The organism is Lysinibacillus sphaericus (assembly GCF_006864135.1).
Taxonomy (GTDB): domain Bacteria; phylum Bacillota; class Bacilli; order Bacillales_A; family Planococcaceae; genus Lysinibacillus.
Genome location: NZ_SADV01000033.1, coordinates 1 through 13,403, shown reverse-complemented (window position 1 = coordinate 13,403; position 13,403 = coordinate 1). Strand labels below are relative to the sequence as shown.

The window sequence follows — 13,403 nt, the reverse complement described above, 5'->3', positions numbered from 1 at the left end:
TGACCAACATCGCGTCGGCCCGAGATCCTGTAGCGCAGCGGATGTTTTCTGTGCGAAAGCGAAGCGTCAGCTACAAAGCGCCCAGTCGGAACGGAAATCAACCACACGTTTTGGTGATGATCCCTCCTTTTGTTATGTCCTCCATATATCTCCTAGTAACGGTTATTTGTTGTATTAACTAAAAATTAAATTGTAAAGTAAACTTGACACTTCGGGAGGTGTAAAGTAAACTTTACTTATCAACGAATGTACAGTTTACTTTACATTTTTAAAGGAGGCTTTATGAAAAACAGAATTCGCGAATTACGAAAATCGAAGAAGATTACGCAGGAAGAATTGTCGAAACAAGTTGGAGTCTCACGGCAATCAATCATTGCAATTGAATCAGGAAAATTCAATCCATCTATTGAGCTTGCCTATAACATATCAAAAGCTTTCAATTGCACGATTGAAGAAGTGTTTATTTTCGAAGAGGGGGGAATGTAATTATGGAGGTTTCTATCGGGGGTATTATTGGATTGTATGGAGGAATGATTTGTGGAATCTTTGGCTGGTGGTTCGGACGGAAAAAAGCTAGAGAAAACAGAGGTTTAGATGAGCTATACTATCATATTTGGCAAAATGCAAAATCCTATTCATGGTATGTGACATTAGGAGCGATTTATGTTCTCTTTTCTTTAATCATGTTTGGGATTGAATTAAGCAACGCAATGGTTTTAGGTATCCTTCTTTTAACACACCTAGGGAGCTGGGGAATAATTGGGATTGTTTTGTCCATCAGTATGTCCAGTACAGTCACGTTGCAGCCTTCCCGTGTGAAGCTTGGCATAATCATCATTGTTACGTCTATTATTGTTTTTACGATTATCACGATCATGACGAACAACTGGAAGTTTTTATTATTTAGTTTACCACCTAATTTAATTGGACTTTTTACTGCACTTAAACCAAAGGGAGAAGATTCCGAGTTAACTCCCTAGATGTGAAATAAAGTCGTACCATTATACCCCTTTAGATATGGTTATCTAAAGGGGTATTTTTATAGTGCAAAGGAAAAGAACATCGAAATTGAAAGATAGATTAGGAGGGGTGCTTTACTGGAACAACAGTAAGGTTTTTCTTATTGTGCTAACAGTGGAGGTTAGTTGAAAAATGAACAAGAAATGTTGTGAAAAAAAGTGAGAACCTGAGGACTTAGGAAATGTGTTAATTTGGCTATATTTCCGAGTTTGGAATAGTTGAAATGTATTGAACAAAATAAAGAGTATGTTAGTTATGAACCAGAAAAATATAATTGCATAGGTATAAATGGGACCTTTTTGATGAACTTATGTCTAAGGTTTTGGTGAAAAAATGAATCATCTAGAAGCATTCGCGCTCGAATTCGGTCGTAAATCAAGAAATAATTGAGAATGTTTTCCTATAGCTATGCCTTGAAGCATGTTTATTTCAAAAAAACATATAGTGTATATTGAGAATTATGAGTATTGGAATGAAAGGGGATTGCGTGGATAAATCTAAGTCGAATCAGCGCAAAAATTTGGAGGAGAATGGAAAGGATCAGCAGTTAGAGCAGTTTCGTGTCGATAATGAAGGGCAAAAGATGACGACGAATCAGGGACTAAAAGTTTCGAATGATGAGAATTCGTTGAAGGCTGGGGTTCGTGGGCCAACAATTATGGAGGATTTTCACTTTCGAGAGAAAATAACGCATTTTGATCATGAACGTATTCCAGAGCGTGTTGTACATGCGAGAGGCTTTGCGGCACATGGAGAATTTGAGCTGTATGAATCGATGGGGGAATATACTAAAGCAAGCTTTTTACAGGACCCTAATAAGAAAACACCTGTATTTGTCAGATTTTCAACGGTAGTTGGAAGCTTAGGTTCGATGGATACTGCACGTGATGTTCGTGGTTTTGCGACGAAATTTTACACGGATGAGGGCAATTATGATTTAGTTGGTAATAATATACCGGTCTTTTTTATCCAGGATGCCATTAAGTTCCCTGATTTAATTCACGCGGTAAAGCCTGAACCTCACAATGAAATGCCACAAGCAGCTTCAGCTCACGATACGTTTTGGGATTTTGTAGCGAACAATCAAGAAATTGCGCATATGATTATGTGGCATATGTCTGATCGTGCAATACCTAGAAGTTTTCGAATGATGGAAGGCTTCGGTGTTCATGCTTTTCGTTTCGTCAATGATAAGGGAAAATCAAGATTTGTAAAATTTCATTGGAAGCCTGTGTTAGGTGTTCATTCACTCATTTGGGATGAAGCGCAAATCATTGCTGGTAAGGATCCGGATTTTCAACGGCGTGATTTATGGGAATCCATTGAGATAGGTGATTATCCTGAATATGAGTTGGGTGTACAAATGCTTGAGCCAGAGGACGAATTTAAATTTGATTTTGACATTTTGGATGCAACAAAGCTGTGGCCTGAGGAGATGGTGCCAGTTAAAAAGATTGGGAAGATGACATTGAATCGTAATGTGGATAATGTTTTCGCTGAAACAGAGCAAGTCGCCTTCCACCCTGGGAATGTTGTACCAGGCATAGATTTTACAAATGATCCACTTTTACAGGGGCGGTTATTTTCTTATTTAGATACACAGCTAATACGTTTAGGGGGACCAAATTTTGCAGAAATCCCGATTAACCGACCCGTTTGTCCATTCCATAACAATCAGCGTAATGGCTTTAGTCGTCAAACTATTAATATAGGAAAAGTGAGCTATCATAAAAATTCCTTGGCCAATAATACACCATCAACTTCAACGGCAAAGGAAGGTGGCTTTGTCCATTATGAAGAAAAGGTTGAAGGACGTATCACACGAGCACGTAGTAAATCATTTGATGATCATTTTTCACAGGCGAGGCTGTTTTGGAATAGTATGTCACCTCCTGAAAAACAGCATATCATTGATGCCTTTAGTTTTGAGGTAGGGAAGGTGAAAAGTAAGTCTGTTCGGCAACAGGTTGTCGATATGTTTGTCCGTGTTGATAAAGCAATGGCAACGACTGTGGCCGATAATGTAGGTGTTAATCGTCCAAAAGGCGAGCAAATAAATGTCACGTTAGCATCACCTGCACTTAGTCAAGCTAATACTATAAAAATGCCCCAAACACTTAAGGTAGGCGTGCTAATAGGTGATGGATTTGATGCAAATGAAGTTGGCGAAATACTGAAATTTTTGACAAGACAGGGTGTTCGATACAGTATTATTTCCGACAGATTAGGGGTTGTTACTAGTAGTGATGGTGTACAATTAACAGCAAGTGACACATTTATTACTACGGACGCGGTACTATTTGATTCGTTATATGTTGTAGGCGTAAGAGCAAAAAATCAGGCTAAGTTTAATTCACATATTGTAAATTATATTAATGAAGCATATAGACATTACAAACCGATTGGTATAGCTACATCAGGAACGACATTTTTTAATATGTCTAATGCCAATGTAGGGCCAGGAATTGTGTTAGCAACTGGCGACAAAGATTTCGCTAAAAAATTTATCAAAGCAATTGCTCAACAACGCTTTTGGGAACGGAATATTTATTAACTTTACGTTGTTTCCGCGTAAAGGAAAATATCCGTGAAGCAGAGCAAATATTTGCGGGAAAAGAAGCAATACTTCTCGAGTCAATGGCATTAGATTTTCTATGAAATAGTTCATCTATCATAGTAAAAATGCTGATAATTAAAGTCTCTCATTGTTCTTAAAGAATAGTGAGAGATTTTTTAGCTTGCATGAATGGGTAGTTAGACAACTACCTCAAAAATCAACAAGAGCATTCTAGTTACGTTTTGTTATCTTTATTGGCACCTTCTCCATATAGATGGGTCTTAAGATCGAGAGTTTTAAAGAAAGTTGGTAGACAAAATGTTTCTTAATTTACGATAAATTACATGGCGTTGCATTCGAATTTTGTAAATGCTATGGTGGTAAATGAGGTGAATTTTGTGGAAAAATTTGATATTGCAATTATTGGTGCAGGTCCTGGGGGCTATATAGCAGCCATTCATGCAGCAAAAAGTGGCAAGAAGGTCGCTTTAGTAGAGCGCGATAAAGTAGGAGGAGCCTGCTATAATGTCGGCTGTATTCCTTCGAAAATATTGTTGGAGCATAGTAAGCTCATTCAAGAAATAAAACGTGGTAATGACTGGGGTATTGAAACTCCTACAGTAAATGTGAATTTTCCACGATTGATGAAACGTAAGGATGCTATTATTGACGAGCTTTTAACGAATATTGAGGGCTATATTTTGAGCAATCAAATTACCTTTTATCGAGGAGAAGCGGCAGTATCTAATGATTTAATTGTAACAGTTGGTAATGAGATCTTTACAGCAATGGATATCATTTTAGCAACCGGAAGTAAACCATTTGTACCACCTTTTAAAGGTATAGAGACTTCTTCCTATTATACAACGGATACCTTTTTCGATATGACAGAGCTACCAAAGCAGTTAACAATTATAGGCGGAGGCGTTATTGCAGTAGAAATGGCATTTAGTTTAGCACCGCTTGGAACAAAGGTGACGGTGCTGAATCATAGTGAAGATATTTTACAGACAGAAGAGTCAGATGCACGACCACTAATTCGTGAAAAGATGAAAAAGCTTGATATTGAGCTTGTGACAGATTTCCAATTTGAACATTTTAATGGCAATGAAATTCATACATCTAAAGGCATTTATACATATGAAAATCTTTTGTTTGCAACGGGTCGACGCCCGAATACAAAAATAGCCCAGCAGCTAGGTCTAGCCTTCGAAGGTCGATTGATTGCTGTCAATGAGCATCTTGAAACAAGTCAGCCACATATTTATGCTATAGGTGACTTAGTTGGTGGTTTCCAGCTAGCTCATTCAGCGAGTGCAGAGGGAATTTATGTTGTGGACCATATTCTGGGGAATAAACCGGCACTAATTGATCAAGCTTTGATTCCTCGCTGTGTTTATACACATCCTGAAATTGCAACTTTTGGATTACTGGAAGAACAGGTTAATGAACCTTATAAGGTGACTCAAATGCCTTTACATACAAACTCTAAGGCATTAATGGAAGGAAATACAGTGGGCTTTATAAAACTTATTGCGACGGAAAAAGAAGGACGCATTTTAGGAGCTTGTGTTGTTGCTGATGGGGCAACAGAAATATTAAATGCTATTTTAGCTACTAAAAATGCTGGTGGTACGGCCCATACTCTTGCAAATATGATTTTCCCTCATCCTACAGTGTCAGAGCATATAGGGGATGCTGCAAAAGCTATTTTTGATAAAGCCATTCACCAATAATGGTCTCAAAACTACCTTTTATGAAGCGAACCAGAACCCATAACAATACTGTTAAGCCTTCTATTTATAGATATATTTGTTCTTATACTAATTATAATAAGTGTGATACAGGCTCATTATACAAATGTTTTATTTTGATATAACTGCCATTAAATGGTTCATCACCAAAAGTTGTGGATGAATTTTGTTAAAACGTCTACTATGTAAATAGCGCAGCGGATGTTTTCTGTGCGAAAGCGTAGTGTTAACGTAGCGGCAGCAAATGTTTTGACTGTGCGAAAGCGAAGCGACAGCAACACCAAAAGCGGCTCATCGGACGCCCCCAGGAAGCTCTGCTCTGTGCGAAAGCGAAGCGTCAGCTACAAAGCGGCCAGTCGGAACGGAAATCAACTACACGTTTGATGATGATCCCATTAAAAGAAAAAACTTATTGACTTTGTATGTCATTATGTTAAATTAAGTTTATAAGAATACTTGGTTTTTAAAAATGAGTTGACTAGATATCTAGAGGCTTCTATTTTACGTAACGGATTTTCTCCGAACGTAAACATAGAAGCCTTTTTTTATCTTTATGTTGTGAAGTTCTATTGAACTTGAGAAGGATGGAGTATGAAATTAGGATTTGGCTACCGATTTTTGGAGGATGGTTACGTAATGTAGAAAATGAAAATATGCCTGCAACATTTGATTATGTAAAACAGGTTACTTAGGCGCTACATTACGAAAAGACATTGCATTGGGAGTAAGGACATTTATCTTTGTTAAAAAGGAGTGGCTAATATGACAAAAGCAGTTATTATTAATGGCACTAATTCGAGAAATTCACGCGTGACGGCGATTCATGAAAAGGTGGAAAATTACTTAAAAGCACAGGGAATAGCGGTACACACAAATTATGTACATGAATTGCCAGCTGAGGACTTAATTAAGGCTAATTTTGCAAGTGAGGCCATCGTTTCAGAAAATAAACAGGTTGAAGAAGCAAATATTATCGTACTTTTGACGCCAATTTATAAAGCTTCATATACAGGAATATTGAAAACTTATTTAGATTTGCTTCCGCAAAAAGCATTGCTTGGAAAGATTATCTTACCAATTGCTGTAGGTGGCTCTATTGGACATTTACTCGCTTTAGAATATGCATTAAAACCAGTTTTAGCTGTATTAGGAGCTACAACTATTGCACATTCTGTTTATATTGTTGATAAACAAATTATTCGATTAGAAGATGGGAGCTTTGCTATCGAGGAAGAAGCTATTAACCGTCTTGATGTAGAATTAACACAATTTCAGCAAATTGTATCCATTTAAGTATGAAGTAGCTCAGTAACATAACATGGTTGATTTCCGTTCCGAATAGGCACTTTCTTGGAGGCGTCCGATGAGTTTTAACAACTTTTGGGATTGAGCCTAAAAGTTCAAAAAATAGCGCATTATAGGAAATAACCTCCTATAACGCGCTATTTTTAATTAACTTCAGGTTCTTCTTTTTTCTCACTCGCTGCTGTAGAGAGATATAAAAATGCCTCATCTTGCAATAGCAATAATTTTTCTTCACAAATACCGTGTGCTAATGGTCCAGAAAAAATAGACTCCCACCAAGTTCCTGTTGTTGTTGTCATTCGTCTAAGCCCCCGTTTCAATTTTTCAATATGTAGTTGTAAATTTCCCAAAATCACAAAACCATCTACACACTCCGTCCATTCAAGAAAGAGGAATTTTGATTGTCAATGTTGTATCGTATAGACAAAGATAGTTTGTTTCGAAATGAAAAAACTATGTACGCCATTTTAAAAAAAGAGGTGCTTATATTATGAATTTTACGATACAAGATGTAGAAAATATGATTACAGAACAGCGTCAATTTTATTTTTCACGAGCGACGAAAAGTACAAAATTTCGAAAAGAGCAATTAATAAATCTGAAGAAAACGATTTTAAAGTATGAAAAAGAAATTTTGAATGCTCTATATTTAGATTTACGAAAGAGTGAGTTTGAGGCATATGCAACAGAAATTGGCATTGTTTTAGATAGTATTTCTTATATGGTAAAGCATGTTGAAGAATGGATGAAACCTGAAGCTGTAAAAACACCGATACAATACCAGGTGGGAAAAAGCTTTATTGTAAGAGAGCCATACGGAGTAACATTAATCATTGGTCCATTCAATTATCCATTCCAGCTTGTAATGGAGCCATTAATTGGAGCAATTGTTGGTGGTAATACGGCTATTGTAAAACCATCAGAAACATCTGTGCATACAGCAGCGATCGTTAAAAAAATAATTGAAGAAACGTTTAGTCCTTCTTATGTTCGGCTTGTAGAGGGAGAAAAAGAGGAAGTGACTGCACTTATTCATGCATCCTTTGACTATATATTTTTTACAGGGAGTGTGGCAGTCGGAAAAGTTGTTGCAAAGGCAGCAGCGGAACGCTTAACACCAATTGCCCTAGAACTTGGTGGGAAAAGTCCCGCAATTATTGATCAAACAGCCAATTTAGAAGTAGCGGCGAAAAGAATCGCTTGGGGGAAATTTACAAATACTGGTCAAACCTGTGTGGCACCAGATTATGTTCTTGTTCATAAAGATGTCTATGACCGATTTATGAAAATATTGAAAGCAACGATTCGTTCCTTCTATGGTAAAAATGCATTAAAAAGCCCTGACTACGGTCGTATTGTGAATTTAAGACAATTTGATCGCTTACAGCAAATTATCGTGGAAGAACGTGATGCAATTACATTTGGTGGTAGAACAGATCGTGATGATTTGTATATTGAGCCTACAATTATTGGATATGTGAAATGGTCAAGTCCTTCGATGCAGGATGAACTATTTGGACCGATTTTACCTGTGATGATGTATGATGATTTACCGCTTGCTATTCACCAGATTCGTCAGTTACCGAAGCCTTTAGCAGCTTATTTTTTCTCAGAGCATGAAAAAGCTACCCAGTACTTTTTAGAGGAATTACCATTTGGTGGAGGGTGTATTAATGATACGATTACACATGTAGGAAATTTACATTTGCCATTTGGCGGTGTCGGACCATCAGGAGTAAAAGCATATCACGGGAAGGCAAGTTTTGAAAACTTCACCCATCCAAAATCTATTTTAAAAAAATCATCGAAGTTAGAGACGAATGTTCTCTTTCCCCCATATAAACAAAAGGTTAAGCTTGTGCGAACTATCATGAAATAGTAAAAGGAGGTGTCGGGCATGACACCTCACTTTTTTTGACACCCGCAGAAATAGAGGAACTCGGTCTAAGAACCTCACATCCTGTGGCACTTTATTTGTGCGAAAGCGACAGCAACAAATGTTTTCTGTGCGAAAGCGAAGCGACAGCAACAAATTTTGCCAAGGCATAATTGATCTGCTCTCCAACGTATATTTCCCATTTTGCTTGTCGATTAATGCCGTTTTTTGATATGTTAGGTAAATTACGGTGAAATATTAAAAATATATTAAAATGATAGCGTTTTCATTTCAAAAACGTTCTTACAGGCATTTTATTTATCGGTGAATAAGTAGTAAAATAAGTTCATTAGAATGTGGGGGTATTCATCTTGTCATTTTTTGTCGAATAAACAATAAATGATGAAATGAATGTAGAGATTGATTGGAGGACTATGAAATGTATGCAGAGGAATTGTTGAATGCATTACCTTTGAAAAAAATAATTGGAGTGCTACCTGACCAAGTAAGTGATATTGTAATTGATTCACGAAGTGTGCAACCAAATAGTATGTTTGTTTGTATAAAAGGTTTTACAGTTGATGGTCATGACTATGCACAGAAAGCTGTTGAAGGTGGCGCAACAATTGTTGTAACAGAACGAAAATTACCATTAGCAGAAAATATTGCACAAGTCATTGTGAAAGATTCGGATCGTGCAGTTGGCTTGTTAGCTGCAAAGTTTTTTGACTATCCGTCGAAAGATATGGCAATGATTGGCGTAACAGGGACAAACGGAAAAACATCAGTAACGGGTATTATTCAAAATATAATGCATGGTATGGGTGAAAAATCGGCATTATCAGGAACAATCGGCTTTAATTTAAATGGTATTTTATATGAATCTGCAAATACTACGAGCGATGCATTATCCACTCAACAAATGATATTCCGTGCAAAAATGGAAGGCTGCAGATTAATGACTATGGAGGTATCTTCACACGGTTTAGCACTTGGACGTCTAGCTGGGGTAGAATATGATGTAGCTATTTTTACAAATCTTACACATGATCATCTTGATTTCCATGGTACGATGGAGGAGTATGGCCATGCGAAGGGCTTAATGTTCTCTCAACTTGGACAAGACTTAGAAAAGAATAAATTTGTAGTGTTAAATGCTGATGATGCTTGGTCAGAGCGCTATGCAGCGATGACACCATTTCCTGTATGGACATATGGTTTGAAAAATGAAACTGCTGATTTCCGAGCTATTAACTGTGAGTATCAAGATTTCATGACATCTTTTGACGTTGAAATGCCAGAGGGAATATACCATGTAAAAATGCATTTGCTCGGGGAATTTAATATCTACAATGTGCTTGCCGCTATGGTAGCTTTTTATGGCCGTGGTTATTCAATGGAAACAATCATTGAGCAAATTGAGCAATTACCACCAGTGAAGGGCCGCATGGAGAAAGTTTGTTCAGATTTACCAGTGCAGATTTTTGTTGATTATGCACATACACCTGATGCCATTGAAAAGGCAATTTCTTCAGCAGAACCATATAAAAAAGGGAAGCTTATTTTCCTAGTTGGTACAGGTGGCAATCGTGATAAATCAAAACGTCCAGCAATGGCAGAAAAAGCATCAGCCGCTGATTACGTTATTTTAACGACAGATGACCCACGCTATGAGGACTATGATAGTATTACAGGTGATCTTGCTAAAGGGATGCTTCATGAAAATTATGCATGTATAGGAGACCGTGCTGATGCGGTGCGTCATGCGATTGAGGTTGCTGAACCAGGGGATATGATTATTTTTGCTGGTAAAGGCCATGAAGATTATCAAATTATTGAGAATACGAAATATCCGCATAGTGATGCAGATATTGCAATAGAAGCTGGCCACTTAAAATTTGTATAATATATGATCTCCAATGAGGATGTTAGAGCGTACTTGATAGGGTGAACGGGAAAGCATGCAAAAATGCGGTAAGTTCACCATACTTAGAGAACCCTTTTAGTTCGTACTAAAGGGTTTTCTTTTTGAGTACTTTTGGTGAATGTCACAATGTTAGCAAACGAGTGAGTAGATGGAAAGAAAGGGTAGTCATCGAAATGTTTGAGGAAGTTATACATTGTCCCTCGCCAAAATGAAAACCTCTTTTTTGGGGAAATCATGTAAAAAGGTTGTAAGTGAGGCAAGTCTTCTTTTATTATTATTAAGTATGAAAAAAGGAGAATAACGAGATGAATTCAAATTTAGAAAAAGATATATTATCGCGTCGAACTTTTGCCATCATTAGTCACCCTGATGCTGGGAAAACGACGATTACAGAAAAGCTTTTACTATTTGGTGGTGCGATTCGTGATGCCGGTACAGTAAAAGGAAAGAAAACAGGTAAGTTTGCAACATCTGACTGGATGGAAATTGAAAAGCAACGTGGGATTTCTGTAACTTCTTCAGTTATGCAGTTCGATTATAACGGCTCACGTGTTAATATTTTAGATACTCCAGGTCACCAAGATTTCTCGGAGGATACGTATCGTACGTTAATGGCAGTGGATAGTGCTGTCATGATCGTAGATGCTGCCAAAGGTATTGAAGCACAAACTTTAAAGCTATTCAAAGTTTGTAAAATGCGTGGTATTCCAATTTTCACTTTTATCAATAAACTAGACCGTCAAGGGAAAGAGCCACTTGAGCTGATTGAAGAGCTTGAGGAGGTACTTGGCATTAATGCTTACCCAATGAACTGGCCAATCGGTATGGGTAAAGAGTTTCTAGGTATTTATGATCGTTATAATAAACGTGTTGAGCAATTCCGTACTGAGGAAGAAGAACGTTTCTTACCAATTGATGATAATGGGGAACTTGCAGTCGAGCATCCTATGAAGGTGACTTCTTATTATTCACAAGCAATGGATGACATCATGTTGCTTGACGAAGCGGGGAATGAATATTCTGAAGAAAAAATTCGTCGTGGTGAATTGACACCTGTTTTCTTTGGTTCGGCTTTAACAAACTTTGGTGTGCAAACATTCCTTGAAACATATTTAAAATTTGCGCCAACACCACAGCCTCGAATTACTGAGGATGAACAATTTATTGATCCAGTTGATCATGAGGAGTTTTCGGGCTTCATTTTCAAAATTCAAGCAAACATGAATCCTGCACACCGTGACCGTATTGCCTTTGTGCGTATCGTATCGGGTAAATTTGAACGTGGCATGAACATGACTTTATCTCGTACAGGTAAATCATTCAAAGTGACACAATCTACACAATTCCTTGCTGACGACCGCGAAACAGTTGATGAAGCAGTTGCTGGTGATATTATCGGTTTATATGACACAGGCACTTATCAGATTGGTGATACAGTTGTAGGTAGTAAAAAGACATTCCAATTTGAAAAATTGCCACAGTTCACGCCAGAGTTATTTGTTCGTGTCACTGCGAAAAATGTTATGAAATCCAAGCAATTCCATAAGGGGATTTTACAATTAGTGCAAGAAGGCGCTATTCAATATTATAAAACGTTGCATACAGAAGAAGTTATTCTTGGAGCAGTTGGTCAATTACAATTTGAAGTTTTTGAGCATCGTATGAAAAACGAATATAATGTTGAAGTGAAGATGGAGCCAATTGGTTCGAAAATTGCAAGATGGATTGAAAACGAAGAGGATGTTAAAGAATCAATGTCTTCAGGTCGTTCAATGCTTGTCAAAGACCGTTTTGATAATTTTGTGTTCCTATTTGAAAATGAGTTTGCTATGCGTTGGTTCGCTGATAAAAACGAAGACATTAAACTGTATAGCCTTTTATAATGAAAAACACGAATCGACATGTTTTTTATTAAAAGTCAAGTTATAAGCTGAAACTATTTTAAATAGTGAATTCTTATTTAATGCCACACATTATATGTATAGAAATTAAAAGGATAGAAGAGCTGAAATAAATTCGCTCTATCTATCCTCTTTTTTACCACAAATGACTCTATTTACTACAACAACTAATTTGTTCGGTAATCAATCTAATGTTGCAGTAATTCAAAAGGAGCTTATATCAATTATTAAATGTAAATTAAAGGCTATTTTTTAAACCTCTAAGTAATAAAAGATATAGGTTATTTTCTAAAGGCTGTTTTCGAAAAGATTGTTGCTATTCAACTAACGACGCAGTTTAGTTGAAGAAGGGCTAAGGCTTTACCATATAGAAATTAGCATTTAGAAGGTAAGTTAGGAGGTGGAATAAAATGAACTATCAAGCTATCATCAACATACCAATATCTAATAATGAAGTACCAGAATTAAGAGAATTTGTTGGCTGGGGTAGACGAGATGAAGATTACCCGAAATTGTTTGAACGGTGTAATTTCTGGGCTGGGGTTAGAAATGAAAATAATAAACTGATTGCCTTTGGATATGTTTGTGGAATGGGCTTAGAACATGGATATATGGAAGATATTATCGTTCATCCAGAGTATCAAGGAAAGGGAATCGGGGTTAATTTGGTAAAAGTATTATTGCGAGAGTCTGAACGTTATGGAATAGGTATTGTAACGGTAACATACCAGGAAAACAATACTAATTTTTATAAAACCTGTGGCTTTACACCAGGTTCAGGTGGGGTATGGCAATCAAATAAGTAATAAATTTACTCAACTAACGGGTGCTTTAGTCAAGTGGAGCAAAGTCTTTTAAGACATTGCTCCTTTTACATTTAAAAATACTTCTGATAATACTCTTTCCTTAGCCTCCCGCTTAATTGAGCGTAGATCCTAGTTGTTTCGCTTTTTTCATGCCCCATAAGACTTTGTATGACTTCTATTGGAGCTCCATTGTTCAACAAATGAGTTGCATAGCTGTGTCTAAGTTGGTGTGGATGAATTTCTTTATTGATTTCAGC

The 13,403-nt window shown here is 37.0% G+C and carries 11 protein-coding genes; 9 read left to right on the top strand and 2 right to left on the bottom strand.

Features of this window, described 5'->3' with window-relative positions; all coding sequences use genetic code 11:
- Positions 1–282 precede the first annotated feature (282 nt).
- The 5 genes from C7Y47_RS22550 to ssuE all read left to right on the top strand — a co-directional run bounded on the left by C7Y47_RS22550 (position 283) and on the right by ssuE (position 6,624).
- Positions 283–486 (top strand): helix-turn-helix transcriptional regulator, encoded by a 204-nt coding sequence (locus C7Y47_RS22550; RefSeq protein ID WP_053483534.1) that lies wholly within the window; start codon positions 283–285, stop codon positions 484–486.
- 2 nt (positions 487–488) lie between these two features.
- A complete protein-coding gene (locus C7Y47_RS22545; RefSeq protein ID WP_142510796.1) occupies positions 489–980 on the top strand; it encodes a hypothetical protein in 492 nt (163 codons plus the stop codon).
- Positions 981–1,492: 512 nt separating this feature from the next.
- Entirely contained in the window at positions 1,493–3,574 is a 2,082-nt protein-coding gene (locus C7Y47_RS22540) for a catalase (RefSeq protein WP_185903572.1), read from the top strand.
- Positions 3,575–3,975: 401 nt separating this feature from the next.
- A complete protein-coding gene (lpdA, locus tag C7Y47_RS22535; RefSeq protein WP_142510794.1) occupies positions 3,976–5,313 on the top strand; it encodes a dihydrolipoyl dehydrogenase in 1,338 nt (445 codons plus the stop codon).
- A 780-nt stretch (positions 5,314–6,093) separates the two neighbouring features.
- Positions 6,094–6,624: an NADPH-dependent FMN reductase gene (gene ssuE, locus C7Y47_RS22530; RefSeq protein ID WP_142510793.1), complete on the top strand. Its 531-nt coding sequence runs from the start codon at positions 6,094–6,096 to the stop codon at positions 6,622–6,624.
- A gap of 155 nt (positions 6,625–6,779) precedes the next feature.
- Here the strand turns inward: ssuE and C7Y47_RS25125 are convergent, their stop codons facing one another.
- Positions 6,780–6,935, bottom strand: a complete 156-nt coding sequence (locus C7Y47_RS25125; RefSeq protein WP_185903571.1) for a hypothetical protein — start codon at positions 6,933–6,935, stop codon at positions 6,780–6,782.
- A gap of 191 nt (positions 6,936–7,126) precedes the next feature.
- Between C7Y47_RS25125 and C7Y47_RS22525 the strand changes: the two genes are divergently transcribed.
- From C7Y47_RS22525 to C7Y47_RS22510, 4 genes are all read left to right on the top strand, one after another.
- The gene (locus tag C7Y47_RS22525) at positions 7,127–8,515 is read left to right on the top strand and encodes an aldehyde dehydrogenase (RefSeq protein ID WP_142510792.1); all 1,389 of its coding nucleotides are present in this window, start codon (positions 7,127–7,129) and stop codon (positions 8,513–8,515) included.
- 436 nt (positions 8,516–8,951) lie between these two features.
- Positions 8,952–10,418, top strand: a complete 1,467-nt coding sequence (locus C7Y47_RS22520; RefSeq protein WP_142510791.1) for a UDP-N-acetylmuramoyl-L-alanyl-D-glutamate--2,6-diaminopimelate ligase — start codon at positions 8,952–8,954, stop codon at positions 10,416–10,418.
- Between the two features lie 326 nt (positions 10,419–10,744).
- Positions 10,745–12,322, top strand: coding sequence for a peptide chain release factor 3 (locus C7Y47_RS22515; protein ID WP_142510790.1), 1,578 nt, complete (start codon positions 10,745–10,747; stop codon positions 12,320–12,322).
- Positions 12,323–12,750: 428 nt separating this feature from the next.
- The gene (locus C7Y47_RS22510) at positions 12,751–13,146 is read left to right on the top strand and encodes a GNAT family N-acetyltransferase (protein WP_142510789.1); all 396 of its coding nucleotides are present in this window, start codon (positions 12,751–12,753) and stop codon (positions 13,144–13,146) included.
- Positions 13,147–13,217: 71 nt separating this feature from the next.
- Here C7Y47_RS22510 and C7Y47_RS22505 read toward each other — a convergent pair.
- On the bottom strand, positions 13,218–13,403 hold a 186-nt coding region (locus C7Y47_RS22505; protein WP_142510788.1), incomplete at its 5' end, for a tyrosine-type recombinase/integrase.

Bases quoted from the DNA above. Each gene is read 5' to 3' on its own strand.
- C7Y47_RS22510 (WP_142510789.1), top strand. From the start codon at position 12,751: ATGAACTATCAAGCTATCATCAACATACCAATATCTAATAATGAAGTA.
- C7Y47_RS25125 (WP_185903571.1), bottom strand. From the start codon at position 6,935: ATGACAACAACAACAGGAACTTGGTGGGAGTCTATTTTTTCTGGACCA.
- C7Y47_RS22520 (WP_142510791.1), top strand. From the start codon at position 8,952: ATGTATGCAGAGGAATTGTTGAATGCATTACCTTTGAAAAAAATAATT.
- ssuE (WP_142510793.1), top strand. From the start codon at position 6,094: ATGACAAAAGCAGTTATTATTAATGGCACTAATTCGAGAAATTCACGC.
- C7Y47_RS22515 (WP_142510790.1), top strand. From the start codon at position 10,745: ATGAATTCAAATTTAGAAAAAGATATATTATCGCGTCGAACTTTTGCC.
- C7Y47_RS22550 (WP_053483534.1), top strand. From the start codon at position 283: ATGAAAAACAGAATTCGCGAATTACGAAAATCGAAGAAGATTACGCAG.
- C7Y47_RS22540 (WP_185903572.1), top strand. From the start codon at position 1,493: ATGAAAGGGGATTGCGTGGATAAATCTAAGTCGAATCAGCGCAAAAAT.
- C7Y47_RS22545 (WP_142510796.1), top strand. From the start codon at position 489: ATGGAGGTTTCTATCGGGGGTATTATTGGATTGTATGGAGGAATGATT.
- C7Y47_RS22525 (WP_142510792.1), top strand. From the start codon at position 7,127: ATGAATTTTACGATACAAGATGTAGAAAATATGATTACAGAACAGCGT.